A 26,614-nucleotide genomic window follows, 5' to 3' on the forward strand; every position below is an offset into this window, starting at 1 on the left:
AGTTAGAAAATAGAATAAAGAAAATAGAAGGAACCGCTGGAGAAATTCAGTGGTTTTTTGTTTTTTATCGCAGAGAGTTTTCGCAAAGACACACTAAGGATTTTATTCACAAAAATTTTCTGTAGAGACGCACTGCAGTGCGTCTACACAAAGGTTTGCCACAAAGCCACAAAGGCGCAAAGAATTTTTACAAAGATTTTCTGTAGAGGCGCACTGCAGTGCGTCTACGTAAAGATTGTCGATTCTCTTTGAGGAATTTCTAACGTGTCCTTCGACTCCGCTCAGGAAGACAAAAAATGAGTAAAAATTATTCTATTATGTTCATTGCGATTTGTCAGGCTGAGCGGAGTCGAAGCCCCGCAAAGATTGTCGATTTGCTTTGTCGAGTTTCTAGCGTGTCCTTCGACTTCGCTCAGGAAGACAAAAAAAGAAACAAAAAATCCATTTAAATCTGCGCTTTCGCGAAAGCGAACCCGTAAAATCCGCGTCCAATTTTCAACTGGCAGAATTTTTGGCTCAAAAATTGGTTAGAGAAAATTAACCAATTACTAATCTAAAATCAACCAATCAAAATGCTAAAAAAATCTTTTAAATTCTTGGGCTGGACACTATTTGGAATCTTTGCTTTTCTTGCTCTTTATATTTCATCGGTTTTAATTATTTCAAAAATCACGGTCAATTCTGATATTGAAAAAGTAGAAGAGCAAAATGCGATTCCGATTTATATACTTTCGAACGGAGTACATACCGATATTGTGGTTCCAATTAAAAACGAAATCAAAGATTGGAGAAACGAAATTCAATTCAGCCAGACAAAATCAAAAGATTCGTTGATGAATTATATTGCTTTTGGCTGGGGAGACAAAGGTTTTTATCTCGAAACGCCAGAATGGTCAGACCTAAAAGCTAGCACAGCATTTAAAGCCGCATTCGGAGTCAGTTCATCGGCAGTTCATGCAACATTTTTCAAACAGTTAAGAGAAGGAGAGGACTGCAAGCGTATTTTGATTTCAAAAGAGAATTATCAAAAACTAGTAACGTATATTTCAGACAGTTTTAGCGATCCTCTTCATCCGCAATGGATTGAAGGTCACAGTTACGGAAAGAAAGATGCATTTTATGAAGCAAAAGGAAGTTACAGTTTATTTTATACCTGCAATACTTGGGCAAATAATGCTTTGAAAGCGGCCAATCAAAAAGCAAGTTTATGGACAGTTTATGATAAAGGAATTTTTTGTCATTACAAATGATCTTGCCATGAAAAAGTTAGTCTTAATTTTAGCAATAATTATATTAATTTCTTCGTGTAAAAAAGCAGATGCAGCTGCAGAATGTGTATTAGGATGTGTGATTTTTTATTTTGATAATCCACAGCCTGATAATGATTCAGAATTAAATCGATTTCCAAATAAATTTAGAGGATTGTATGTAAATCCTGATTCTACTTTTATTAGAATTGAAGAGGATCGAATTTTACGAGAATATTATAATAAAATCAAAGTTCATAAACTCACATTAGACTCTACAAAAGCGAAATACGATATTGTTGATGGTAAACTGATAGCAAAAGATACTAAGTATAAATATGATATGCTGTCTAAAGGGGATTCGGTAGAATTAATTCAAAAAAATATAGATACATTATTCCGATTTTCACTTTTTGAGAAAGCAAAACGCATTGATGGACAATTAATTTTAAGCAGAAAAGATTCAATATTTTGGAATGTCCAATTCGTTTCAATTGATAAAAATATCCTTAAATTTAAGCACTTCAATGATAGAAAAGATCTTAAAAAGCTTGATTCTGTAACTAAAATAAAAGGAAAAATGCTTGACTCAATTTCTTATTTAATTAAGCCAACAAGAAGTGAATTCAAAAAAATATTGAAAATTAAAGATTTAGGCTATGATACAGAATATAAAATGGTCTCTAAAATAAACATGGAAAAAATATAAAATTCGACTAAAATCCAAAAATCCAAAAAATCTCATTAATGCTTAAATTTGAGTGAATATCTAAAATCAGCAAAATGAGAATCAAAACTATTCTATCAAAAACCTGGTTTCTATTGAAGAATACCTTTCTGGAATTTAACGATGATAATGCAATCAAATTGAGCGCGGCGTTATCTTATTATACCATTTTTGCCTTACCTCCTTTATTAATAATTGTTATCACTATTTGTGGTTTTTTCTTTGGTGAAGATGCAGTAACAGGACAATTGTACGGACAAATAAATGGACTAGTAGGAAATGGAGCTGCAACGCAAATCCAAGAAGCCATCAAAAATGTGGAGTTATCAGGAAGCAATGTTTTTGCAACTGTATTTGGAGTGGTTATGTTGCTGATTGGAGCCTCAGGGGTATTTGCAGAAATTCAGAGTTCTATCAATTTTATTTGGGGTCTGCGTGCAAAGCCAGATAAAGGTGTTAAGAAATTCATTCAGAACAGATTAATGTCATTTTCAATGATTGCTTCTGTAGGTTTCTTAATGATAGTCAGCTTGTTTGTTAATACGATATTAGATTTAATGAGCGCCAGGTTAAAATTATACTTTCCAGAAAGTACAGTCTATTTATTTTATGTGATCAATATTATAATTGTGCTATCTAGTATTACCCTTCTATTTACTATCATTTTCAGAACATTGCCAGACGGAAAAATTAGATGGAAAGATGCTATTATTGGTTCTGCAGTTACTGCAATTCTCTTTATGATTGGAAAATTTGCCATTGGTTTGTATTTGGGTAATTCGACTGTTGCTTCAGTTTATGGTGCTGCAGGATCTGTAATCATTATTTTAGTTTGGGTTTATTATTCGGCAATTATTCTTTACTTTGGAGCAGAATTTACGAAAGTCTATGCAAAATCATATGGAGGGAAAATTTATCCAAATGAGTACTCAGTAGAGATTGCAAAAGAAGTTTACGAGATCGAAAATGTAACACAAGAATCAACACAACAAAGATTAACAAACGAGAAACCATGAAAATAATAGCTTTTGGAGGAAGTAACAGTAAACAGTCAATCAATAAACGTTTAGCAACTTACGCATCTAGTTTATTTGAAAATGCCGATGTTGAAGTTTTAGATCTTAATGATTATGCAATGCCGGTTTTTAGTGTAGATCTTGAAAAAGAAGTAGGTCAGCATGAAGTGGCTCAATCTTTTTTAAACAAATTAAAAGAAGCTGATATTTTAGTGGTTTCAATGGCAGAAAATAATGGAAATTATTCTGTTGCTTTCAAAAATGTTTTCGACTGGAGTTCGAGAATCGAAAAAGATGTTTTCCAGCACAAGCCAATGTTGTTATTAGCAACTTCTCCAGGAGGAAGAGGCGGAGCATCAGTTTTAGGAATTGCTCAAAATCTGTTTCCTCGTTACGGAGCTGAAATAAAAGGAACTTTCTCATTACCAGCATTTGGCTCGAATTTTGATTCAGAACAAAATAAGATCTCTAACGTTGAGTTAGATTCTGAATTGAGAAATATTATTAAATCAAATTTTTAAATGCCACAAAAAAAGATTTCATTTTTACTTCTATTATTTCATTTTATTTCTTTCAACTTTACTTTTTCACAAAAGATAAATGAAGTTGATAAAATTGTTGCAAAATATCCGAAAAGCTTTAGCACTACCGAAAAATTAGCCGAAAGAATCGAAAAGGATTTTGACTCTGATGCTGAACGCGCGCGAGCTATTTACAGCTGGATTGCTTTCAATATAAAATACGATTATAATGCCTATTTGAATCCGCCAAGAGTGCAGGGATTTAGTTATTCTTCTGAAGCTGAAAAACAAAGAAAAATAAAACAGCTAAATGATAATCTTATTCAAAAAACTTTTAAATCGCAAAAAGGAGTTTGTGAAGGATTTACAGCTTTATATCAGAATTTGGCAGAATCGGTCGGTTTAAAATGTGAAATAATTCGCGGTGATTCAAAAACCAGTTTGCGAGATATCGGACGTAAAAACACTTCATCTAATCATGCTTGGAATACCGTTTTAATTGGAAGAAAATGGATTTTGGTTGATGTAACTTGGGGACAAGGTTACTACGACAGCCGAAAAGGCCGTATGGTTAACGATTTTAATCCCGCGTATTTTGACACCGATCCAGATTATTTCTTTGCGAAACATTATCCAGATTCAGGAACTTTTCTAGGAGAAAGAATCAGTAAAAGTGATTTTTTAAACGGCCCTTTAATTTATAACAAAACAATCGAAAAGGATTATAGAATAAAAACTCCAAATTCAGGAATAATTGAAGCTAAAAACGGAGATAAGATTACTGTCGAGATTAAAAATGTCTCAAAATCTAATCAGGTTTTTTATTTGAATAAAAAGAACCAGCCAGTTAAAGTTCTCAATCCAAAAGAGAAGCGAGGAGGCTTAGAGTTTCAAATTTTGATTGATAGCAATATTGGAGATTATGTCACTATTTTTATAGATACTGATAGTGTGGTTTCTTTTAAAATTGTTTCGTAGTAAATTAAGAAAATCTACATTTTTGTCTTTTGCAAAATTGCCGTATCTTAGCAGGAAATGAAAGAATTTGAATGCTATGGAAACTACTTTTTTGAAATCAATTTTAGACAATGATTTCTACAAATTTACGATGCAGCATGCTGTAATAAAACTTTTTCCAAAAGCAAAAGTCCGTTACGGATTTATAAATCGCGGTAAGCATATTTTTCCAGAAGGATTTGCGGCATTACTTCGCCATTCTGTTGACGCCATGGCAGATCTTCGTTTAACAAAAGAAGAAAAAAGTTACCTGGCACATTATTGCCCTTATTTAGATCCTACTTATTTAGATTTTCTGCAAGGATATCGTTTTGATCCTTCTGAAGTAGAAATCAGCCAAGAAGGTTCAGAAATTACCGTTAAAGTTGAAGGATTCTGGTACAGAACTATTTTATGGGAAGTGCCTTTGATGGCTCTGATTTCGGAGCTGTTTTATAAAGCAAATCATTTAATTCGCTTGAATGATGAATCCATTAAAAATCTTACCAAAGAAAAAATAGAAAACTATAATAAGTTAGGAGTTTCAGTTTTAGAATTTGGTACTAGACGACGTCATTCTTATGAAGTGCATGATTTAATAAATGAAACTTTGAAAACATATGGCGGACAAAGTTTTATTGGTACAAGCAATGTACATTTTGCGATGGTCAATAATAAACGTCCGTTAGGAACTCATGCCCATGAGTGGTTCATGTTTCATGCCGCACAATATGGCTTTAAAATGGCTAATTTGATAAGTTTAGAACATTGGACGCAGGTTTATGGCGGAGATCTTGGAATTGCCTTAACAGATACTTATACTACCGAAATATTTTTCAATCAATTCGATAAAAAATATTCCAAACTTTTTGATGGGGTTCGCCACGATAGCGGAGATCCGATTGAATTTGCTCAAAAAGTAATTTCTCACTATACCAAAATGGGAATTGATCCAAAATCAAAAGCCATTGTATTTTCGGATTCGCTCAATTATGAAAAAGTAAAAACGATTGTAGATTTCTGTCACGATAAAATAAAAATGTCATTCGGAATCGGGACGAATTTCACAAATGATGTAGAGCTTCCAGCAATGAATATGGTGATCAAATTAACCGATACAAAACCCGATAATACACATTGGCAAGGAGTTGTAAAATTGTCTGACGAAAAAAATAAAAATACGGGAACGCCCGAAATGATTGCGCTGGCGAAAGAAGTGTTGGGAATCAAATAGATTTGTTTTTGCTGAAAAAGCAATTTTCACGTGATTTTAGCACCCGTTTTATTTTAAAATCAATTTAAATACATTTTAAACTGTTATTATTCATAACAAAAAAGAAATACGCTTTTATTTTTTACCGATAAATGGTACATTAGCCAAAAATCCTAAATTCATTTATGCTAGAGCAAAATCAATACAACGAAGATAATATTCGTTCACTCGATTGGAAGGAACATATTCGTATGCGTCCGGGTATGTACATCGGGAAATTAGGGGACGGATCATCACCGGATGATGGTATTTATATTCTTTTAAAAGAGGTTATGGACAACTGTATCGATGAATTCGTTATGGGTGCCGGAAAAACTATTGAAATAACCATAAAAGATAAGACGGTTTCGGTTCGTGATTACGGACGTGGAATTCCGTTAGGAAAAGTAGTCGACGTAGTTTCGAAAATGAATACCGGAGGAAAGTATGATTCCAAAGCTTTCCAGAAATCTGTAGGTTTGAACGGAGTCGGAACAAAAGCAGTAAATGCTTTATCGAATTATTTCCGTGTAGAATCAGTTCGTGATGAAAAACAAAAAGGGGCAGAGTTTTCTGCTGGAAATTTAGTTTTAGAAGAAGATATAATCGATACGACAAAACGTAAAGGAACAAAAGTAACTTTTACGCCGGACGAATCTATTTTCAAGAACTATAAATTCCGTTTAGAATATGTGATCAAAATGGTCAAAAACTATTGTTATTTGAACAATGGTTTGACGATTATTTTTAATGGTGAAAAATACTATTCAGAAAACGGTCTTCGCGATTTATTAGAAGAAACAATCAACGAAGAAGATTTAGAATATCCGATCATTCACTTGAAAGATCATGATATTGAAGTGGCGTTAACGCATAGTAAAACGCAGTACAGCGAAGAATATCACTCTTTTGTAAACGGTCAGAATACCACACAGGGAGGAACGCACTTAGCTGCTTATCGTGAGGCAGTTGTAAAAACGATTCGTGAATTTTACAATAAAAACTTCGAAGCATCAGACGTTCGTAAATCAATCGTGAGTGCGATTAGTATTAAAGTGATGGAACCTGTATTTGAGTCTCAGACCAAAACCAAATTGGGTTCTACCGACATGGGTTCAGATGACGGAACGCCACCAGTTTCTGTTCGTACTTTTGTAAACGATTTTATCAAAACCAAATTAGATAATTATTTACATAAAAACCCGCCTACAGCCGAAGCTTTATTGCGTAAAATTCTTCAGGCAGAACGCGAAAGAAAAGAATTATCGGGAATTAGAAAATTGGCAACAGATCGTGCTAAAAAAGCCAATCTGCACAATAAAAAATTAAGAGACTGCCGCGCGCATCTTCCTGATACTAAAAACCCTAGAAACTTAGAAAGTACGCTTTTTATTACCGAGGGAGATTCGGCTTCTGGATCGATCACGAAGTCGCGCGACGTAAATACACAAGCCGTTTTCAGTTTGCGTGGTAAGCCTTTGAATTCATACGGAATGACAAAAAAAATTGTGTATGAAAACGAAGAATTCAATTTATTGCAGGCTGCACTTGATATCGAAGATGGTTTAGAAAAACTACGTTACAACAACATCGTAATCGCAACCGATGCCGATGTCGACGGAATGCACATTCGTTTGCTGTTGATTACGTTCTTTTTGCAGTTTTTTCCAGAATTAATCAAAGAGGGGCATTTGTATATTCTTCAAACACCGCTTTTCAGGGTTCGAAATAAAAAAGAAACAATTTACTGCTATTCTGAAGAAGAAAGAAAAGACGCGATTGAAAAACTGAAACCAAAACCAGAAATCACACGATTTAAAGGTTTGGGAGAGATTTCGCCAGACGAGTTCAAAAATTTTATTGGAGACACAATTCGCCTTGATCCAGTTATGATGGATAAACATACGTCAATCGAGCAGTTGCTGTCTTTCTATATGGGGAAAAACACGCCAGACAGACAGGATTTTATTATCAATAATCTGAAGGTGGAGATTGATGAGCTTGAAGAGGCTTAATATTTTAAATAAAATTAACAGTGTCAAACGATCTTCAAAATAAAGTTATTTTTCAACAAGTTGCCGAGTTATTGCAAAATGCCCGACAACAGGTTTTGCGTACCGTAAATTCAACCATGACCATAACGTATTTTGAAATTGGAAGAATTATTGTTGAAGAAGAGCAGAATGGAAAAGATCGTGCTGAGTATGGAAAGCAATTGCTAAAAGGGCTTTCTCAGCAATTGACGAAAGAGTTTGGAAAAGGATTTTCTGTTGAAAATCTTGATCGGATGCGAAAGTTTTATAAGATATACTCAATTTCGTCGACACTGTCTACGAAATTGAATAATTCAGTTCCACAAGAGCTTTCAATGGTTGCTGAACAACCGCTAAGATTTAATAAAAATTTTAAGTTATCATGGTCACATTATACTTTTTTAATGCGAATTGATGATGATAATGAAAGACGTTTTTACAAAATAGAATCTGAAAAGCACAATTGGAGTGTTCGCGAATTGAAACGCCAGTACGATACAGCTCTCTATACAAGATTAGCTTTAAGTCGGGATAAAGAAGGTGTTTTAAAACTTTCAGAAAAAGGGCAAATTATAGAAAAGCCAAAAGACATTATTAAAGATCCCTATATTCTTGAGTTTTTAGGATTGCCTGAATTGAATCAATATTCTGAATCAGAATTAGAAGAAGAAATCATCAACAAACTGGAGCATTTTCTATTAGAGCTAGGTCACGGTTTTACTTTTGTTGGCAGACAGCAAAGAATTACTTTTGATGATAAGCATTTTAGAATTGATTTAGTTTTTTACAACAGAATATTAAAATGTTTTGTTCTGATTGATCTGAAAATTGGAGAATTAAAGCATCAAGATTTAGGACAAATGCAAATGTATGTCAATTATTATGACAGAGAAATGCGTTTGGAGGACGAAAACAAAACGATTGGAATTGTTCTTTGTCAAAATAAAAGTGAAGCAGTAGTTCGATATACTTTACCAGAAGATAATGAACAGATTTTTGCCAGTAAATATAAAACGGTTTTACCAAGTGAGTCTGATTTAAAAAGACTTATCGAAAACATATAACATCAAATTTATAATTTCGAATATAAATAATGAAAGACGAAGAAGACGATAACATAATTCCAAACGACGACGAAAATAGTCAGGACGAAAACCAGCTTGATGACAATCAAAATGGAGATGACGATGAGATTGTCGATGTAGATGCCAAACATTTTGAAGGACAGCATTTTTACGAAAATCAGGAAGAAGAAGGCGAAGATGTTATAACCAAAGTAACCGGAATGTATAAAGACTGGTTCTTGGATTATGCTTCGTACGTAATTCTGGAACGTGCTGTACCTGCAATCGAGGACGGATTTAAACCGGTTCAGCGTCGTATTATGCACTCGCTTAAAGAACTAGACGATGGTCGTTACAATAAAGTTGCAAACGTTGTTGGACACACCATGCAGTATCACCCACACGGAGATGCGAGTATCGGTGATGCTATGGTGCAGATTGGTCAAAAAGATTTATTGATTGACTGCCAGGGAAACTGGGGAAATATATTAACAGGCGACGGTGCGGCAGCTTCGCGTTATATCGAGGCACGTTTATCTAAGTTTGCTCTGGAGGTTTTGTATTCTCCAAAAATTACTGATTGGGGAGTTTCGTATGACGGACGTCGCGCAGAACCAAACAATCTTCCGGTTAAATTTCCATTGCTTTTGGCACAGGGAGCAGAAGGTATTGCGGTTGGACTTTCGACGAAAGTTTTGCCTCATAACTTCAACGAATTAATTGATGCTTCGATTAAAATCTTAAAAGGAAAACCGTTTACGCTTTATCCAGATTTTATGACAGCTGGTATTGCCGACGTTTCGAATTATAATGATGGAATGCGTGGCGGACGTGTGCGTGTACGTGCTAAAATTTCGCAGTTAGACAAGAATACATTGGTGATTACGCAGATTCCGTTTTCTACCAATACTTCGACTTTGATTGACAGTATTTTGAAAGCCAATGAAAAAGGTAAAATCAAAATCAAGAAAATTGAAGATAATACTGCTGCTGATGTTGAAATTTTAATTCACCTTTTTCCAGGTGTTTCTCCTGATAAAACAATCGATGCACTTTTTGCTTTCACAGCTTGTGAAACTTCTGTAGCGCCTTTAGGATGTGTTATTGAAGATAACAAACCGCTATTTATCGGAGTTTCTCAAATGTTGAAAATTTCAACAGAAAGAACAGTTGATTTACTGCGTCAGGAATTAGAAATTCAGTTAGAAGAATTAAAAAATAAATGGCATTTCTCTACTTTGGAGAAAATCTTCATTCGTGAAGAAATGTACATCGATTTCAAATTATACGGAGACAGAGAATCATTATACAAATATTTGTATGACAGATTTGAGCCTTTCAAAAAATCATTCGTAAGAGAAATTACCGATGATGATTTGCAAAGATTGACTCAAATTCCAATGATTCGTATCACTCGTTTTGACTCCGATAAAGCCGATGAATTGATTTCTAGGTTGGAAGAAGAAATGAAAGAGGTTGAATACAATTTGGAGCACCTTACGGACTTTGCAATTGCTTATTTTACCAAATTAAAAGAGAAATACGGAAAAGGACGTCAGCGTCAGACCGAACTTCGCGTTTTCGATAACGTGGAAGCTACAAAAGTAGTTTTGCGAAATACAAAATTGTACGTAAACCGCGATGAAGGTTTCGTTGGAACGAGTTTAAAGAAAGACGAATATGTAGGAGATTGTTCTGATATTGATGACGTAATTGTGTTTCTGCGTGATGGTACCATGATGATTACAAAAGTTGATGCCAAAACTTTTGTAGGTAAAGATATTATTCATGTCGCTGTATTTGATAAGAATGATAAACGAACCATTTACAATATGATTTATCGTGATGGAAAATCGGGCCCATCTTACATCAAACGTTTCAATGTTACTGGAGTTACCAGAGATAAAGCGTATGATTTAACGAATGGTACTAAAGGTTCTCAAGTGGTTTATTTTTCACATAATCCAAACGGAGAAGCTGAGGTTGTAACAATATTGCTGCGTCAGATCGGAACTATTAAGAAATTAAAATTTGATATTGACTTTGCTGCTTTAGCAATTAAAGGTCGTGGTTCGAAAGGAAATTTGGTAACCAAATATCCGATCAAGAAAATCGAATTGAAAGAAAAAGGAATTTCCACTTTATTGCCAAGAAAAGTTTGGTTTGATGATACAGTAAAACGTCTAAATGTAGATGCAAGAGGAGAATTGTTAGGCGAATTTAAACCAAGCGATAAAATTTTGGTAATCAGTCAATCTGGAAAACTAAAAGTTATTATTCCAGAATTATCTACTCATTTTGAGGAAGATATGATTGTTTTGGAAAAATGGAAGCCAAAGAAACCAATTTCTGCCATTTATTATGATGGTGAAAAAGAACGTTATTTCTTAAAACGTTTTCTTGTAGAAAATGAAGGTAAGGAGGAAAGCTTTATTACAGACCATCCAAATTCTCAATTAGAGATTGTTTCTACAGATTATCGTCCGGTAGCGCAATTAGTTTTTGCAAAAGTAAAAGGAGTTCAAAAAGACGACCTTCATATAGATGTGGAGGACTTTATAGCCGTAAAAGGTTTTAAAGCTCTTGGAAATCAATTGACAACAGAGAAATTGAAACAAGTTAATTTATTAGATCCCCTTCCATACGAAGAACCTGTGGAAGAAGTTCCAGAAAAACCAGAACTATCAGAAGATGATTCGGTTGAAACGGAGCTTGATGACGATGGACAAATAGGATTGGTTTTAGAATAAAAATGAAAACCGCTGAAATTAGTTTTTCAGCGGTTTTTTTATCTATAAAAATTTATTTCTCTGCAGAAATTATTTCTTCCTTAACCCATTTTACTTCATTATTTTCTATAATCACTTTAATGGTATCGCCATCTTGGACTTCACCAGAAATTATTTTTTTTGCCAAAGGTCTTCTTAAATGGCTTCGAATAATACTTTTAATAGGTCTTGCACCATACTTAGCATTGTAGCCATTTTCAGCAAGATAAAGTTTAGATTCTACTGGAATTTCAACTTTTATATTGATATTCTTTAATAAATCAGTGAATTCTTTTTTAAGATGAATATCAAGTATCGCCAAAGCATTTTCCTTACTGATAGGCGCAAAAGGTACAATTTCTGTCAGTCGTCCTAAAAATTCAGGTCTAAAATAATTACCCATAATATCCATTAAAGAACTTGAATTCGGAATTTCACCTTTACCAAAAGTTTGAATAATATGATCAGAACCGATATTTGAGGTAAAAAGAATAATGGCATTAGAAAAATCACCTTCCTTTCCTAATCTATCATGCAGCTTTCCTTCGTCCATAATTTGTAGAAAAACATCAAAAACAGAAGGATGTGCTTTTTCAATTTCGTCAAAGAGAACTATAGAGTAAGGCTTTTGTCGAATTTTGTTTACTAATAATCCGCCTTCTTCATAGCCCACATATCCAGGAGGAGCACCGTAGAGTGGAATTATCTCTGCGACAGCTTTATGAAAAACTTAAAAAATAGATCGTCGAATGTTTTTCCGTATCGAATGTTTGTAAATTAAATAAAAAACGCCGGAAACTGTCTGTTTTCGGCGTTTTTATCGTTTTGGATTTATTTTGGTTTTACTGGTATTTCTTATCAGTCAAAGTTTTCATAAAAGCGACAAGGGCTTTTTCTTCATTTTTGGTTAGTTTCAATTCATCAAAAGGAAGTGTCTGGTTTTCGACTTCATAACCTAAACCTTGTCCGCCTCCTTTGTTATAGAAATCAACTACTTCTTCTAGAGTTTTGAAAACGCCGTTGTGCATGTATGGAGCCGTAACCGCTGCATTTCTAACTGTTGGAGTTTTAAAAGCGCCAACTAACTGAGGCATTTTGTTGTATAAATAGCGCCCTTGATCTGAGCTTAATTTTTTACCTGAAACATCTTGCGGTGTACCAATAACTTCGTGTTCGCTTTTGGAATAACTCGGCGGAACAGTTCCGTTAAACAAAGGTGTAAAGTGGCAAGTGGCACATTTTGCTTTCCCCATAAAAAGGTTCATTCCATTTATTTCCTCTTTTGTCAAGCTGTTTTTATTTCCTCTCATATATTCATCAAATCGAGAATCGAAAGCATTTAAAGACCTTACATAGCTAGCGATTGCATTTTGAATCTGCCATGCTTCTGGTTTTTGAGTTTTTGGATAAGCCTTTTTGAACAGATTGATATATGCTGTATTCAAAAGAATTTTAGCGTGAATATCGTCCATAGAACCATGCATTTCATCTTTATTTTGAATTACATCAACACTTTGTTTTTCCAGATCTAATTGTCGCATATCCCAAAATTGCGCATTCTGTAAAGAAGCGTAAGTAAGGGTAGGAGTATTTCTCGCTAAGTTTGATCCTGTTAGCGAAACATTCGTTTTTAATCCGTCTGTAAAAGCTTTTTCTGGATTATGGCAGGTAGCACAGCTTCTGTTATTATCTTTTGATAAACTGTTATCGTAAAAAAGCTTTTCACCCAATTTTGCTTTATCAGCTGTAAAATTGTAATCTTTAGATAGCACAAAAGCGTTTACATCAAAAGCATTTTTGTCGAATAAAGTTTCGATATCTTGTTTTAACGGACTGGTTTTATTTACGTTTTTAATATTCTCTTCTTTCTGAAAAGCTTTAATTTTTTTAGAGATCGGATTTAAATATTCCGTTATAAAAAAAGCTCTGTCAAAAGCATTGAAATTGTTGTTTTCTTGGCAATATTGCTTTGCTTTTGCTGTTAGCTTCTTTAAATCAACCAAACCTTTATTGTTGGAATTAATTGTTTCAAGAGGCTCTAAAATCGAAAGTAAACTCTCTCCCGCTTCAGGAATAGAAGATTGCAGAACGGGACTGTCAAAACCTGTAATTCCTAATGCAATTACTCTAAAAACATTTTGTTCAAGAGCGTCCAGAACATAATCATCACTTATTGTGATAGCTTCAAAATTACTATTTAACTGCTTGATATTCGATTGAAAAATATTCAGCTCACGAATCACATTTTCTTTGTCTTCAATTTTATATTCGGGATAAATCATTTCTTCAATAACTTGAAAACCATGTGGTTCAAAAGATCTGTTTTCTTCCAGTTCCATTTCGTCCAAAGCTGGACCATTCATAAAACGGCCCGTTTCGGGAATAAAATATTCAATCGCCCATTCAACTTTTTTATAAAATAAACGGGACTTTTTAAATTGTTCGACAATTTCTTTTGGAGCTGCATTATCATTTACAAGCTTCTGAAATTGTACGATTTCATTATTCAATTTATTTAAATCAATAAGAAGATTCTGTTTGATTGTGGTTTTTGAAGTTTCATTTTTCTGACACGAAAAGAAGAAGCAAAGTGCTAAAAACAGAAAAGGAAAGTGCTTTAATTTCATAATGATATTTTAATAGAAACAACCCTTATTGAAAAAAATAAGGGTTGTCAATAAATTATGGAAGTAATTATTATCGTTGTACGTTTCTAATAATTACAGTTTGTCCGCCTTCTTTGTTAGTTTGAGTTCCTGATCCGTCTGCATTTTTGAATGCATCGCTCTGCCATGTGTGCGGGTGAACGTTTACGGTAAAAGTATCTGGAACACCTATGATGTCAGAGATGTCTTCCATAGCGCCAAACTCCCAGCTTCCAAATCTCATTTCACCTGTTTGGTTGTAAAGCGTATTCCAAGTTGGATCCGTTCTTTTGTGGTTCATATTTAACCAAGCTTTGTTTTGTTTCGTAGCAATGTTGTATTGCCAGATATATGAATCGTGTTTTGCATCAGCATAATAACTATCACCGTCTTCTTGAATGTAAACGAAGTTTTCAGTTACACATAAGTTATCAGGATTGATAATTCCAGTTCCAGGAGTACTGTCGCCTTCAACAGCTAGTTCAAGAGTTCCTTTTAACGGATTTGTAGCATCCAATTTCAGTTTATAAACTCTTCCCCACATCGTGTAGCCTTCTACAGGAGCATTGTTTGTTGCCTGACCTGTTGCAGTAAAGTATACTTCTCTGTTATTACTTGCACTTCCTTTTCTGTAATCTACGTCTTCAACTCTAGAAAAACGGATTGCTTTTAAGTCATTAACGGTTGTATTGATTACAGCTCCAGTTAAGTTTTTAGCATTTGGAATTTCAACAAACTCTACTGGATATGAGTTGTTTAAAGTCATAGACGTTTCAACTTGATTTCCGTCTGTTCTCTTTAAAGCATATAATTTTCCGTTTGACAAATCACCAACCGTACTTACGTACATAATCACCTGACCTGCACTTGCGTGAGAAGTTGCATACGACTGATCTTCTCCAATTAAAATAACAGTTTTTCCTGGATAAGCCTCTTTTGTAAGCGGAACAGCATTTTCCATACTAGCTTTTCCTAAAGCTGGTAAAACTCTGTCAGTTCTTGCTTTGTCAGAAGATTGTCCTAGCGGATTGATTCCGTGAACCATACTTTCCTGACCGCTTTCTCCTGCAGTTAAAAAGATTGGTCCAAATCCGTGGATTTCTGGAGTTGCCAAAGTTGCAGAACATAAACGAGTTAAACCTCCAACACCGTCAACGATATAATCACCTTTTACAGGTTTAAAAGTTTTGTCTAAATAAACTCTAGAAACAGACTGTAGAATCTCGTGATTTGTAATCATGATATAACCGTCTCCGTTTGGATCTTTCATTAATCCAGCACCGTCTGGCTGCGCTCCGTAAACAAAAGAAGGAGATTGTGGCAATACATCTGAACTCGCGATTAGCGTACTGATTTTTAGATTTTCAAATCCAGTCATCGGATAAACAAAAGCAGGAACTTTTGAATGTGAAGTAAAATCGATGTTTGCGTTAACACCATTTGATCCGTCTTTCTTGTCGTCGTCATTACAGCTTATTGCGGTAAATCCTGCAATTCCAAGCACGGCAATAGATTTTAAAAAGTTAGCTTTCATAATTGTTTTTTGTTTTTTTGATTAGATCAAAACTATCTATACAAAACAAAATACATGTTATGCCTATTTTTTCTTTTTGCTAATTTTTATAAGTCATGTATTACTAAAAGGTAAATTATAACATCTAAATGTAAATTTAATAGTCATAAAAAAAACTTAAAGCGGTTTAAAAAGCTGATTTAGATTGGTTGCTCTTTTTTCTTTTAATTTCTTGATGATTTTCAGAAAAGCTATGGCAGTTATGTATGCATCGCCCAAAGCAGTATGACGATCCTTCTTAGAAATATCAAATTTGTCGGCAAGATCGTCTAGCGTATAATGATCTTTTCTTTCAAACAAATGCGATTGAATTAAAGTCTTTTTGTACAAATAAGCCGTATCTAAAGTTTTATTGGTTAACTGCGGCAGACCATTACGTTCTAGAGCCTTGTTAATCATTGTTACATCAAAAATAGTGTGATGCGCAATAATTATAGCATCGCCTAAAAAATCTAGAAATTGCTGTAAAGCTTCCAATTCTGTCGGACGTTGAATAACAAAAGCTTTCAGGATTCCATGAATCTGAGCCGTACTTTTATCATAATGATCTTGTTCTATATAAACCTCAAAACTTTCTTGAACCGAAATAATTCCGTTTTGAAGTACCAGTGCGCCAATACATAAAATACGGTCGTTGTCGTAATCAAAGCCTGTAGTTTCGGTATCTAAAACCACAAACGGAGTTTCTTCAATCGTAATATTTTCATCGAACAGATTGATTTCCTCTTTTTTCCAAAAATTGAATAAACTCATATTATACCAAATTTGAAATATTAAAACGCACCGAAATAAGTTCCTGAAGTTCTTTAATGGTTTTAAAAGTACGTTTCAGTTTGATTTTTTCCATTTTGGTCAACGATTCCAATTCTATAAACTGACCCGAATCATGATGCAAAAGACCCTGTTTTGTTCTGAATTTCAATAAAGCTTTAAACGAATACGAACAAGATAAATACAACTCTCTGTTGTTCGGTTCTAATTCCGCCAGTTTTTCAAAACGTTCAGCCGTGTTGCTAATTCCTTTTACCGAATGCGATAAAATAAGTACACGAGCAGCATCTGTCAGAGGCATTAAAGCACGTCTTTTAATATCAAAATTATCTTTGTTGGCACCGTCTTGTTCAACCAAAAATTGTCTAAAGAAACCAGTAGGAGATGGGCTTTGAAGCGCACCGCTCACCAAATGCATATAAAAAATCGGATTTGCTTTTATGGTTTCAAAAATGTAATCAGATAATTGGCTTGCCACTTCTGTATCGCCATAAGTCACGCTGTAATCAAAGAAAATAAACGATAGCAGAACCTCATTTTTACCCGGATTGGTAATCCAATGACGCACCTGATTTTTCCATTCATCCAAACTCATACACCATTTTGGGCTCGAAGCCATCATGTCTGCAGGGCAGTAATCGTAGCCAATTTCGAAAAGGCCTTTATTGACTAATCCAGCAAATTTTGAAAAATAAACTCTGGTTTCATCTCTAAAAACCTCATTTACATTTTCGTATACAATAGCATTGTCCTGATCGGTATGAAGCATTTGTTCGCCTCGTCCCTGGCTTCCCATGGCCAGCCAAGCAAATTTTACGGGCGGTGGACTACTCATTTTATCAATGCAGATTTCGATTACTCGCGTTGTGCAGGCTTCGTTAAGTTCGGTAATGATTTTGGTAATCAAAGTCATCGGGATATTTTGATCCAGATAACCTTGCAACAGCTGCATAATTCGATTGCGAATAGGCTTTATTTCCTTGATTTTTTTAGCTCTTTTCAAAGCTTTAATCAAAACAGCAGGATTATTTCCAAGAGCGACCATGACGTCATGTTTGGATAAAATTCCAACCGCTTTTGTATTTACGGTTCCGTCTTTTGTTAAGCATAAATGGCTGATATCACTTTTCATCATCGCCATTTGCGCCTCGGTAACCGTCATTTTTTTAGAATACGTAATAACCGGTTTTGTCATTATCGTTTCTGCCGTTGTTGTAATTGGAAAATCTCCGGTCACAATTTTATTTCGAAGATCTTTATCCGTCAGAATACCAATAGGAAGCATTTCGTCTACAATCAGAATAGCACCGACTTTTTTCTTGCTCATTATTTTTGCAACCTCTTTTACCGTTGTTGACGGACTGCAGGTTACAATTTTCTTTGAATATTTGATAGGCGCGAGATCAAAAGAATGATTACTCGAATGCAGATTTTCATCTAAAATACCATCACCGTACAATTTATCTTTATGAATATCTGAATACGGATTTCGGGTGTTTGAAGCATAACTTTCAATAAGGAAATTTCCAATATTTCTGTTTTCAAGCGCATAAGGTTTAAAAACCGCAATCGGAATCGCGTACAAAATACTCTCTTCGTGCGCTACAGCTTCCATAATATAATTTTCCTGCGCCAAAAGCGGACGCAATCCAAAAATATCTCCTTCATCGCACATGTCTAAAACAGTGTTTTTAGTACTTTTTTTCAAGGCAACCGCACCTTTATGAACCACATAAAACGAATCGTGCGTTTTATCATTTTCAGCAAAAATTACACTGTCTTTTTCTTTGTAAATAATAGAAATCTGCTCAGAAAGCTTTTCCAGTTCTCTTTGATGAAGAAAATTAAAAGGCGGATAATTCTTTAAGAAGTCAGCAACTCTTTGCGAAATCGTATTTTTCATTGGTCAGTTAGATTAGAGTTCTAAAATACTATTTAAAACAGAAATGTAAAAGAAACAATTATAATAATTTGCCACAAAGGCACAAAGTCGCAAAGTATTTAATTCTTTGTGTCTTTGTGCCTTTGTAGCATAAAAAAGTATGGTAATTAACGTTTAATCTACTTTATAAACCGTGCCTCGTTGTTTTTCTTCAGAGCCAACTAAGCCAAATTCAAACGTATATGAATCTTTAGAAGTGTTTAAAATCTTCATGCTAATAGCCTTTTCTTCGGCCATATTTTTAGGATGTTTTTTTTGTAAAACATATTCGCAATCGCTTACCCAGCGAATAGTTGCCGTATCTGTTTTTCCTTCAAAAGTTTCGATTTCAATGTCGCCTTTACGCTCAAAATAAGTCGTTTTTTTCTCGCCATTTACTTCAGTTTCAAACTTGAATTTTCCAGTTTTAAAATCTTTGCAGTTATGTTCTGTTTGGTAACAAGAAACTAATGCTAGAAGAGGAAATAAGAATATAATTTTTTTCATTTTAGATAAGTTGTTTTTTTAGGAGCTAATTCCTGCTGTCCGCTATATTCCCGATTAACAAAAACTACGACTAAAAAGTCTTGTTTTTCTAAATCGGGAGATGCCGCTTCCATCAGGGCTAGGGCATTCGTTTTCAAAAGGACTTTTTTTAATTAAAGAATAAAAAGAAAACGACCAAAGTTAGAAAAGTCAGAAATATTAAATTTCGTTTCTTGTTTTTAAAACTTTGTTCTTCAGTTAAATTTGTTCTACAAAATTTAATTAGGATCCACCAGCATGTTCCGCCAAAATTTGCATAGTAATTTATCATTTCAATCTTTTTAATTCTTCGTCTGTAAAGTTCTTGATTTCTTTTTCTTTGGCAAACTTTTCAGCATTGTAATTTCCAGATTTATTCTTCGGAATGGATAAACTTGTCCATTCGCTGTTTTTCAGTTGTTTGGCATAAAAAACAATCTGCCCAACATGATACGGATAATGCGCCAGCTGACGATTAATGGCCTCAATAACCGTATGGCCTTCATTTCGAATGTAAATAATATCTGAAAGTTGTTCAGGATTTAAATTTTCTAAAGCATTTTCGAGACAATTCCAGCCTTTATTCCAGAGATCGAGAACTTCTTCTTTAGACTGCAGATCATTTTCAAATTCAGAGTCGCGGTTGCGCCATTCTTTCTCGCCATCAGTAGTCAAGAAATCTGTCCATCGCGAAAGCATGTTGCCAGAAATATGTTTTACGATTGTCGCAATAGAGTTGGTATTATCATTTAGAGAAGCAAAAAGCTGTTCTGGTTCAAGCTGAGCCATTGCTTTTTCACCAAGCATTTTATAATATAAAAACTGTTTTTTTACACTTTCAAGATAAGATTCATCTGCTTTCATGGCTTTTGAGTTTAATTTTCACGCTACAAATTGCATGAATTATTCATTCAATTTTATAAAAAATAATTAGTGAAAATTCGTGAAATTCGTGGCACAAAAAAATATTAAACAATTTTAATGTCATATTTATCCAACAAGCCGACAATTCCATCAGTAGAGAACCGTGCTTTTTTCATCGGATTGAATTCAGGATCAATTTTATAATTGTAAGCCGTTCTAAAATCTACCGAAGCCAATTGTGTTTCGTTAAAAATAGCGCCATCCAAATTACAATTGTCAAAAACAGAATTGGTTAAGTTGGTTCCGATAAAAGTCACTTCGCGAACAGAAGAATTGAGAAACTGGGTTTTTGGCATTTTTTTATTCGAAAACAAAGCATAATCTAAAACACATTCATCAAAAGAAACCTGAAAAAGGAAATCGTCGCATTCGTTAAAAGCGATTCCTAAAAGTTTGCAGTTTTTGAAAGTAACATTTTTTAAACTCGTTCCCGCTAGACTTGTCATAGAAAGGTTGCAGTCTATAAATTCGCAATCTAGAAAGGTATTAGAATTAAAATTACTATTAGAAAAGTCGCAGTTTTTAAAAACACAATCTTCAAACTCACGATTGTTTATTTTTTTGTCGATATAAACAACTTTCTCAAATGTTTTCTGAATGTGAATTAGACTTTCCATGAGTGTTTTTTTATTAAGAAACCTGACAGGTTTTTAAAACCTTTCAGGTTTACTATTATTTTGAAGAATTAGTCATTAAATATCCCTTTCATTATAATTTTCAATCCTAAAAAGATCAAAAACATAGAACTGAGGCAAGCTACAATTCCAATTCCTAAAACCAGATAATGCCAGTTGGTATGCTGATTTTGAAATGCGTTATAAATTAATGTTGGCCCTAAAAACATTAAAGGTAAAGCACCGCTTAAATATTTAATTCCTTTTCCTAATAATTTTTTATTTGTTGCCATGTCTTTTTTGTTTCAGGTTTTAGTTTTTTTGTTTCAGGTTTCAAGCTTAAAAAAAATAACAAAGTTGGAAAACCTTAGTACCTTAGTTTCTTTACACCTTTGGACCTTGTAAATAATTATCAACAGCATTTCTCACGCTGCCGTATTTTTTTAATAATTCGGATCCTTCTTCATAAGAAACCGGAATTTCATCCATAATCATTTTTACGCCGCGGTCAACCAGTTTTATATTGCTTAACTGCATGTCGACCATTTTATTGCCTCTTACTTTTCCTAGCTGAATCATAGATGCGGTCGAAATCATGTTTAAAACGAGTTTCTGTGCAGTTCCAGCTTTCATTCTCGAACTTCCCGTTACAAATTCTGGTCCAACCACAACTTCAATTGGAAACTGAGCAGTCAAAGCCAGCGGACTTCCAGCATTACAAGTAATACATCCTGTAACAATATTGTTTTGATTGCAAGTTTCTAAACCGCCTATAACATAAGGAGTAGTTCCAGAAGCTGCAATTCCGATTACAACGTCATTTTCTCCAATATTATGATTTTGTAGATCAATCCAAGCTTGCGTCGGATTGTCTTCTGCATTTTCTACTGCGCGTCGTATGGCTGTATCGCCGCCTGCAATAATACCATTTACTAAATCAAAAGGAACACCAAAAGTTGGCGGACATTCAGAAGCATCAACAACACCAAGTCGGCCAGAAGTTCCAGCTCCGATATAAAACAATCTCCCGCCCAATTTTAATTTTGCAACAATCTGTGGTATTAAAGCTTCTATTTGCGGTAAAGCTTTCTCGACTGCATAAGGCACAGTTTTGTCTTCTTGGTTTATATTTGATAACAATTCATGAACAGACATTTTTTCTAAATGTTCGTATTTCGATGATTGTTCTGTTGTTTTCGTAAATGTCATTTTAATGTTATTTAGACGGGGTCAAAATTAATATTTTTTATCTCAATCTTGCAAAGTCTCAGAGATTTAAAATCAATTTTTTTCTTCTATTTTTTCTCTACAAAGACGACTTTAATTGAGCTTTGTTACAAAAGCGAAAACATTATATTTGTTCAATAATAAAAACTGGAATGGATAAATTGGCATTTTTAGATAGCGTTGCCCGTATTGCTGTCTTTATTTCGTTATTGCTTGCACTTTTTTTACTTACAGTAAAAACGGAAAATAAATTAGCTAATAGATTATTTGCTTGTTTTATTATTTTCTCGGCTATTGATTTCAGTGGACTTTTAGCTTATTCATTTCCTTTAAAATATATGGATCTGGAATTCTTTAGAAGTACAATATGTTTGCTCGAAATGCCTTTAATCTATTTGTATGTTTTGGCAGTCTGTTATTCTGATTTCAGATTAAAATGGAAGCATTTAATTTACACGATTCCTTTTCTGGTTATGAATTTGGTTTTAATGCCGAGGATATATTTGAAATCGGGTCCCGAAAAAATGTATGCTTTAGAGAATTACAACTCTATGTTTGAGATTTATTTTTTTCAGATTTTAATCGAATTTCAATATTGGTTTTATATAATCAGCATTTTTTTGATTTTAAGGAAGTATAAAAGAATTTATCTAGAAAATTACACCAATCCCAGTACTTCGACCTACAAATGGCTTTTTCAGATGAACTGTGTTTTTTTAGTAATGCATTCTATTACGGCTTCAAAAAATTTATTGCGCTATACAGCTTCGCGAGATATTTTTCTGTGGGGAAACGTGTTGATGGTCGTTATGGCTTTATGTGTAATCTGCTGGTTCGTCATGAAGGCCTTAAATCATCCGGAACTTTTTAGAGGGATCAATTCTAATTTGCAATTAACAAAAGAGTTTCTTTCTAAAGAAAATGAAGATAAAATCGAAAAAACAGTAGAGATTGAGGATAGCGCTATTTCGTCTCAAATTGCGACATTAAAACAATATATGGAAGAGAAAGAACCTTATCTGGATCCGTCACTTACCATTCAGGAATTGGCAAATCAGATTGATATTCCGGTTCGAGATCTTTCGGTTTTGATCAATCACCATATGGATCAGCATTTTTTTGATTTTGTAAACGAATATCGCATTAAAAAAGCAATGCAAATTCTAAAAAATCCTGCTCAAAATGATCTCACGGTTTTAGAAATCTTGTATGAAGTCGGTTTTAATTCGAAATCATCATTTAATACTTCTTTCAAAAAACATACAAATTTAACCCCGACAGCATACCGAAACGCTTCATAATAAAGGGTTTGTAAAAAGTCGAACGTTGTACGAAATAAAGTCGAACCGATTTCTTAAGCAGAAATTGGTTCGACTTTTTTTTGTCGGTCGCATACGCGGATTTTCTAAGGCAATTTTGCTTCAAATTAATCAAACAAGTAAAATTAGAAATCATGAAAAAATTACCTCTTTTAATCTTTTTGGTATTGCCACTATTTTGTTTAGCACAATCGACATTTAAATTAAAGGGAAAAATAGCCAGCGAAACAAAGTTTTTAGAATGGGCTGAAGTTTCAATCTTAAATGAAGAAGGAAAAATTATTACTGGGACAACAAGTAAAGCTGATGGCTCTTTTGAAATTGATCTTAAAAAAGGGTTGTATAGAATAGAAATCAGCCTCTTAGGTTTTACGGATCTTGAAAAAGAGATTTCAGTAGAAAAAGACATCGATTTAGGAACTGTAATTCTCAAAGAAACCACAACAAATTTAGTAGAAGTTGTGGTACAATCTAAAAAGAAAACTATCGAACAAAAAACAGATCGTTTGATCTATAATCTGGAAAACAATGTAGCCAATGTTGGAGGAGATGCTTTAAGTGCGATAAATACTGCTCCTGGAGTTGTGGTTCAAAATAATACAATTAATATATTAGGGAAAGGAACTTCAAGAGTTATGATTGACGGAAGGATTATTGAATTAACGGGCGAAGAATTGAATAATTTTTTGAAATCAATTTCGGCGGCGGATATTAAGAATATTGAAATTATAAGTAATCCGCCTGCAAAATATGAAGCTGATGGATTTGGCGGACTAATTAATATTGTGATGAAAAAAGGCGTTCGTGATTCTTGGAAGAATTCGACAACGGTTTCTTACGATCAGAATAAATACGGAATTTTTACTTTGAGAGATAATTTCTTTTACAGCAAAAATAAATTTCGTTTGTCGGCAAGCGTTAATGGAAAAACGGGATATAAAAATGTAGATGAAATCTCGGACGTTTATTTTGAGGATGGACTTTCGAATTTGAATGCGAGAACAAAAGCAAAAAACGAAAACTTATCAGGAAAATTGGCTTTGGATTATGATTTTTCTGAAAAAACTACGGTTGGCTTTCAAATTTTAAATGATAGAAATAATCCTGATTTTCAATCAGATATTGTGGTTAAAAAGTACAATGCGCAAAATCAATTGCAAAATTACATTGTCAATAACAGTTTTGCAGACAGGGCATCGGGCAATCAAACCTACAATGCGCATTTGATTACAAAATTGGATACGTTAAACCGAAAATTATCATTTGATGTGGATTATTTTAACTACAACTCAAAATTTGATCGTGAGTTTACTGCAAATAATTATTTAGCAGATGGATCTTTTGTCGATGTGAATCAGTCCGGAAGAAACATTTCGAATCAGGATATTGATAATTTGAGTTTTAAGGCAGATATGGAACATCCGCTTCAGTCAATGAATTTATCGTATGGAGCTAAAGTGAGCTTTACAAATAGCATAAGCGATGTGCTTTTTTATGATACAATTACTGGAACTCCAGTATTAGATCCCAATCAGTCGAACCGTTTTAAATACACCGAAAATAATCAGGCAGTTTATATTAACGGAGATAAAAAAATAAACGAAAAATGGAAACTTCAATTGGGATTGCGACTTGAAAACACAGAAACTACTGGATTTTCTGAAACACTGAATCAAGAAACGGCAAATAATTATTTGAAATTGTTTCCAACCTTTTTTGCTTCATACAAAAAGAATGATAATAATACTTTTAGTTTGAATTATGGAAAAAGAATCAACAGACCTCGTTTTGATTTACTAAATCCGTTCCGAATTTATATTAGCAGTAACAGCTATGCAGAAGGAAATCCGTTTTTGAAGCCTTCTTTTAGTGATAATTTTGAGTTTGCCCATTCGTATAAAGAAATTTTAAGAACAAGTGTTTTTGTAAACCTGATTACAGATGGTTATGGCGTTTTATTTACTTCAAACCCAGAAACAAGTACGCAAATCATTACACGTGACAATTATTTTAAAAGTTTGAATTACGGTGTTGGCGAAAGCTATTCGGCGAGTTTTGCAGAGTGGTGGCAGAGCGAAAATTCATTGTATTTTTTAGGTGCAAAAACAGACTTTATTAAAGACATCAATGCAACGCCATCGAACAGTTTGCAAATTGATTTTACGACTAATAATACTTTTGTATTAAGAAAAAATACGAAGCTTCAAATTGATTTTAATTACAGTACGCCTTTTAAAAGCGGTTTGTATGAAATAGGTTATGCCTCAAGTTTTAATATTGGATTCAAACAGGATTTGTTGAATAAAACGCTTCAAATTGCACTTCTGGCCAATGATATTTTTAATACATCTTATTTAAAAGATTTCACCTCGGTTGTCAATGGCGTAAAGCAAGTGTACAGCAATAACGAAAGCAATCGATTTGTGCGTTTGTCTGTAATTTACAATTTTGGAAATAAAAAGATAAACGTGAAGGAACGTAATTTTGGTAATCAAGAAGAGAGAAAGAGGGTTTCTAATTAGATAATGTGTCAATTTGAAAATTAGATAATGATAATTGAAATGTGAATATTTTGGGTGTGACCACATTTACAAAAGGCGCTATTTAACAAACCGCTTATGTGCGCCTTTCGTAAATGCGGTCGGGCTATCCGCTCCGCTGCGGCGGATTGCTACTATCCCTCACACGAAAAATCAATAATGAGAAAATTAGTCAATTAGATAATTAGTCAATTAGATAATGAGTCAATGAGATAATGAGTCAATGAGAATTATCTAATTATCAAATTGACTAATTATCTAATTATAAAAAGAAAGCTAGTAAAATTCCCAAAACAATCATCGAGACCTTAGCAATGTTGAATTTATGTCCTTCGCTGCTTTCGAAAATGATTGTTGATGAAATATGGAATAAAATACCAATTACAATGGCTGTTATTTCAGTATAATATTTGTTTAAAAAAGGCAAATATTCAGAAGCCACAGTTCCTAGCGGTGTCATGATGGCAAAAGTCAGCATGAAGGCAAAAATGGCTTTTTTGTTTAAATCGGCATTAATGAAAAATGTCGTTAAGATAACGGCAATAGGCAAGTGGTGAATCGCGATTCCGATTGCTAAACCATGATGGTGACTTACAGGGAAACCTTCTAAAAAAGCGTGAATGCACAAACTGATAAATAAAAGCCACGGAATCTGAGACATTTTTGCATGCCCGTGAACGTGTCCGTGTTCGGCGCCTTTTGAGAAAAATTCCAGAATAATCTGGAATAAAATTCCTATCATAATAAAAATTCCGATACTATGATTGTGCGATTCGTAAACCTCTGGCAAAAGATGCATTACGGTTAGAGACAATAAAAAAGAACCGCTGAAAGCCAGCAGTAATTTTAAATTGGTTTTGTTGTTTGGTTTTATAAACAAAGCCACGCTATATCCTAAAAGTACAGAAAATAAGGGTAGTAAATAATTCAT

At 33.9% G+C, this 26,614-nt stretch carries 22 protein-coding genes and 1 pseudogene; 11 read left to right on the forward strand and 12 right to left on the reverse strand.

What is annotated here, in order from left to right; translation table 11 throughout:
* Positions 1-572: 572 nt before the first annotated feature.
* From Q9Q97_RS18285 to Q9Q97_RS18325, 9 genes are all read left to right on the forward strand, one after another.
* Positions 573-1,250: a TIGR02117 family protein gene (locus Q9Q97_RS18285; protein ID WP_306159729.1), complete on the forward strand. Its 678-nt coding sequence runs from the start codon at positions 573-575 to the stop codon at positions 1,248-1,250.
* 7 nt (positions 1,251-1,257) lie between these two features.
* Positions 1,258-1,956 carry a hypothetical protein gene (locus Q9Q97_RS18290; RefSeq protein ID WP_306159731.1) on the forward strand — a complete coding sequence of 233 codons (699 nt, stop codon included), beginning with the start codon at positions 1,258-1,260 and terminating at the stop codon, positions 1,954-1,956.
* 74 nt (positions 1,957-2,030) lie between these two features.
* Positions 2,031-2,990, forward strand: coding sequence for a YihY/virulence factor BrkB family protein (locus Q9Q97_RS18295; RefSeq protein ID WP_306159733.1), 960 nt, complete (start codon positions 2,031-2,033; stop codon positions 2,988-2,990).
* Complete coding sequence (locus tag Q9Q97_RS18300; protein WP_306159735.1) at positions 2,987-3,511, forward strand: NADPH-dependent FMN reductase; 525 nt, start codon at positions 2,987-2,989, stop codon at positions 3,509-3,511. Before Q9Q97_RS18295 ends, Q9Q97_RS18300 begins: the two co-directional genes overlap by 4 nt.
* Entirely contained in the window at positions 3,512-4,489 is a 978-nt protein-coding gene (locus Q9Q97_RS18305) for a transglutaminase domain-containing protein (RefSeq protein ID WP_306159737.1), read from the forward strand.
* Positions 4,490-4,565: 76 nt separating this feature from the next.
* Complete coding sequence (pncB, locus tag Q9Q97_RS18310) at positions 4,566-5,741, forward strand: nicotinate phosphoribosyltransferase (protein ID WP_306159739.1); 1,176 nt, start codon at positions 4,566-4,568, stop codon at positions 5,739-5,741.
* 164 nt (positions 5,742-5,905) lie between these two features.
* The gene (locus Q9Q97_RS18315) at positions 5,906-7,774 is read left to right on the forward strand and encodes a DNA topoisomerase IV subunit B (RefSeq protein ID WP_306159741.1); all 1,869 of its coding nucleotides are present in this window, start codon (positions 5,906-5,908) and stop codon (positions 7,772-7,774) included.
* Positions 7,775-7,794: 20 nt separating this feature from the next.
* Entirely contained in the window at positions 7,795-8,856 is a 1,062-nt protein-coding gene (locus Q9Q97_RS18320; RefSeq protein ID WP_306159743.1) for a YhcG family protein, read from the forward strand.
* A gap of 29 nt (positions 8,857-8,885) precedes the next feature.
* The gene (locus Q9Q97_RS18325) at positions 8,886-11,606 is read left to right on the forward strand and encodes a DNA gyrase/topoisomerase IV subunit A (protein ID WP_306159745.1); all 2,721 of its coding nucleotides are present in this window, start codon (positions 8,886-8,888) and stop codon (positions 11,604-11,606) included.
* Between the two features lie 52 nt (positions 11,607-11,658).
* On the opposite strand, the pseudogene Q9Q97_RS18330 reads toward Q9Q97_RS18325, so the two are convergent.
* From Q9Q97_RS18330 to murQ, 11 genes and pseudogenes are all read right to left on the reverse strand, one after another.
* Positions 11,659-12,321 (reverse strand): annotated as a pseudogene (locus tag Q9Q97_RS18330) (AAA family ATPase); the annotation flags it as partial.
* A 145-nt stretch (positions 12,322-12,466) separates the two neighbouring features.
* Complete coding sequence (locus Q9Q97_RS18335; protein WP_306159747.1) at positions 12,467-14,251, reverse strand: cytochrome-c peroxidase; 1,785 nt, start codon at positions 14,249-14,251, stop codon at positions 12,467-12,469.
* 70 nt (positions 14,252-14,321) lie between these two features.
* Positions 14,322-15,803, reverse strand: coding sequence for a hypothetical protein (locus Q9Q97_RS18340; protein WP_306159750.1), 1,482 nt, complete (start codon positions 15,801-15,803; stop codon positions 14,322-14,324).
* A gap of 156 nt (positions 15,804-15,959) precedes the next feature.
* A complete protein-coding gene (locus Q9Q97_RS18345; RefSeq protein ID WP_306159753.1) occupies positions 15,960-16,595 on the reverse strand; it encodes a PolC-type DNA polymerase III in 636 nt (211 codons plus the stop codon).
* A 1-nt stretch (position 16,596) separates the two neighbouring features.
* Positions 16,597-18,516 carry a DUF294 nucleotidyltransferase-like domain-containing protein gene (locus Q9Q97_RS18350; RefSeq protein WP_306159755.1) on the reverse strand — a complete coding sequence of 640 codons (1,920 nt, stop codon included), beginning with the start codon at positions 18,514-18,516 and terminating at the stop codon, positions 16,597-16,599.
* A 153-nt stretch (positions 18,517-18,669) separates the two neighbouring features.
* A complete protein-coding gene (locus Q9Q97_RS18355) occupies positions 18,670-19,041 on the reverse strand; it encodes a DNA topoisomerase IV (protein ID WP_306159757.1) in 372 nt (123 codons plus the stop codon).
* Positions 19,038-19,178: a hypothetical protein gene (locus Q9Q97_RS18360; RefSeq protein WP_306159759.1), complete on the reverse strand. Its 141-nt coding sequence runs from the start codon at positions 19,176-19,178 to the stop codon at positions 19,038-19,040. The genes Q9Q97_RS18355 and Q9Q97_RS18360 overlap by 4 nt, the downstream gene beginning before the upstream one ends.
* Positions 19,179-19,347: 169 nt before the next feature.
* Positions 19,348-19,923 carry a DUF1572 family protein gene (locus Q9Q97_RS18365; protein ID WP_306159761.1) on the reverse strand — a complete coding sequence of 192 codons (576 nt, stop codon included), beginning with the start codon at positions 19,921-19,923 and terminating at the stop codon, positions 19,348-19,350.
* 104 nt (positions 19,924-20,027) lie between these two features.
* Positions 20,028-20,600: a pentapeptide repeat-containing protein gene (locus Q9Q97_RS18370; RefSeq protein ID WP_306159763.1), complete on the reverse strand. Its 573-nt coding sequence runs from the start codon at positions 20,598-20,600 to the stop codon at positions 20,028-20,030.
* A 68-nt stretch (positions 20,601-20,668) separates the two neighbouring features.
* Positions 20,669-20,890 (reverse strand): DUF6095 family protein, encoded by a 222-nt coding sequence (locus tag Q9Q97_RS18375; protein WP_306159765.1) that lies wholly within the window; start codon positions 20,888-20,890, stop codon positions 20,669-20,671.
* A 91-nt stretch (positions 20,891-20,981) separates the two neighbouring features.
* Positions 20,982-21,806: an N-acetylmuramic acid 6-phosphate etherase gene (murQ, locus tag Q9Q97_RS18380; RefSeq protein WP_306159767.1), complete on the reverse strand. Its 825-nt coding sequence runs from the start codon at positions 21,804-21,806 to the stop codon at positions 20,982-20,984.
* A 170-nt stretch (positions 21,807-21,976) separates the two neighbouring features.
* Between murQ and Q9Q97_RS18385 the strand changes: the two genes are divergently transcribed.
* On the forward strand, positions 21,977-23,125 hold the full coding sequence (locus Q9Q97_RS18385; protein ID WP_306159769.1) for an AraC family transcriptional regulator: 1,149 nt from the start codon (positions 21,977-21,979) through the stop codon (positions 23,123-23,125).
* Positions 23,126-23,277: 152 nt separating this feature from the next.
* A complete protein-coding gene (locus tag Q9Q97_RS18390) occupies positions 23,278-25,665 on the forward strand; it encodes a TonB-dependent receptor domain-containing protein (RefSeq protein ID WP_306159771.1) in 2,388 nt (795 codons plus the stop codon).
* A gap of 280 nt (positions 25,666-25,945) precedes the next feature.
* Here Q9Q97_RS18390 and Q9Q97_RS18395 read toward each other — a convergent pair whose 3' ends face one another.
* The gene (locus Q9Q97_RS18395; RefSeq protein ID WP_306159773.1) at positions 25,946-26,614 is read right to left on the reverse strand and encodes a ZIP family metal transporter; all 669 of its coding nucleotides are present in this window, start codon (positions 26,612-26,614) and stop codon (positions 25,946-25,948) included.

Origin of the sequence: Flavobacterium sp. DG2-3, assembly GCF_030730925.1 — a bacterium.
Lineage (GTDB): Bacteria > Bacteroidota > Bacteroidia > Flavobacteriales > Flavobacteriaceae > Flavobacterium.

Bases quoted from the DNA above. Each gene is read 5' to 3' on its own strand.
- Q9Q97_RS18285 (WP_306159729.1), top strand. From the start codon at position 573: ATGCTAAAAAAATCTTTTAAATTCTTGGGCTGGACACTATTTGGAATC.
- Q9Q97_RS18290 (WP_306159731.1), top strand. From the start codon at position 1,258: ATGAAAAAGTTAGTCTTAATTTTAGCAATAATTATATTAATTTCTTCG.
- Q9Q97_RS18295 (WP_306159733.1), top strand. From the start codon at position 2,031: ATGAGAATCAAAACTATTCTATCAAAAACCTGGTTTCTATTGAAGAAT.
- Q9Q97_RS18300 (WP_306159735.1), top strand. From the start codon at position 2,987: ATGAAAATAATAGCTTTTGGAGGAAGTAACAGTAAACAGTCAATCAAT.
- Q9Q97_RS18305 (WP_306159737.1), top strand. From the start codon at position 3,512: ATGCCACAAAAAAAGATTTCATTTTTACTTCTATTATTTCATTTTATT.
- pncB (WP_306159739.1), top strand. From the start codon at position 4,566: ATGGAAACTACTTTTTTGAAATCAATTTTAGACAATGATTTCTACAAA.
- Q9Q97_RS18315 (WP_306159741.1), top strand. From the start codon at position 5,906: ATGCTAGAGCAAAATCAATACAACGAAGATAATATTCGTTCACTCGAT.
- Q9Q97_RS18325 (WP_306159745.1), top strand. From the start codon at position 8,886: ATGAAAGACGAAGAAGACGATAACATAATTCCAAACGACGACGAAAAT.
- Q9Q97_RS18335 (WP_306159747.1), bottom strand. From the start codon at position 14,251: ATGAAATTAAAGCACTTTCCTTTTCTGTTTTTAGCACTTTGCTTCTTC.
- Q9Q97_RS18340 (WP_306159750.1), bottom strand. From the start codon at position 15,803: ATGAAAGCTAACTTTTTAAAATCTATTGCCGTGCTTGGAATTGCAGGA.
- Q9Q97_RS18345 (WP_306159753.1), bottom strand. From the start codon at position 16,595: ATGAGTTTATTCAATTTTTGGAAAAAAGAGGAAATCAATCTGTTCGAT.
- Q9Q97_RS18350 (WP_306159755.1), bottom strand. From the start codon at position 18,516: ATGAAAAATACGATTTCGCAAAGAGTTGCTGACTTCTTAAAGAATTAT.
- Q9Q97_RS18355 (WP_306159757.1), bottom strand. From the start codon at position 19,041: ATGAAAAAAATTATATTCTTATTTCCTCTTCTAGCATTAGTTTCTTGT.
- Q9Q97_RS18365 (WP_306159761.1), bottom strand. From the start codon at position 19,923: ATGAAAGCAGATGAATCTTATCTTGAAAGTGTAAAAAAACAGTTTTTA.
- Q9Q97_RS18370 (WP_306159763.1), bottom strand. From the start codon at position 20,600: ATGGAAAGTCTAATTCACATTCAGAAAACATTTGAGAAAGTTGTTTAT.
- Q9Q97_RS18375 (WP_306159765.1), bottom strand. From the start codon at position 20,890: ATGGCAACAAATAAAAAATTATTAGGAAAAGGAATTAAATATTTAAGC.
- murQ (WP_306159767.1), bottom strand. From the start codon at position 21,806: ATGACATTTACGAAAACAACAGAACAATCATCGAAATACGAACATTTA.
- Q9Q97_RS18385 (WP_306159769.1), top strand. From the start codon at position 21,977: ATGGATAAATTGGCATTTTTAGATAGCGTTGCCCGTATTGCTGTCTTT.
- Q9Q97_RS18390 (WP_306159771.1), top strand. From the start codon at position 23,278: ATGAAAAAATTACCTCTTTTAATCTTTTTGGTATTGCCACTATTTTGT.
- Q9Q97_RS18395 (WP_306159773.1), bottom strand. From the start codon at position 26,614: ATGAATTATTTACTACCCTTATTTTCTGTACTTTTAGGATATAGCGTG.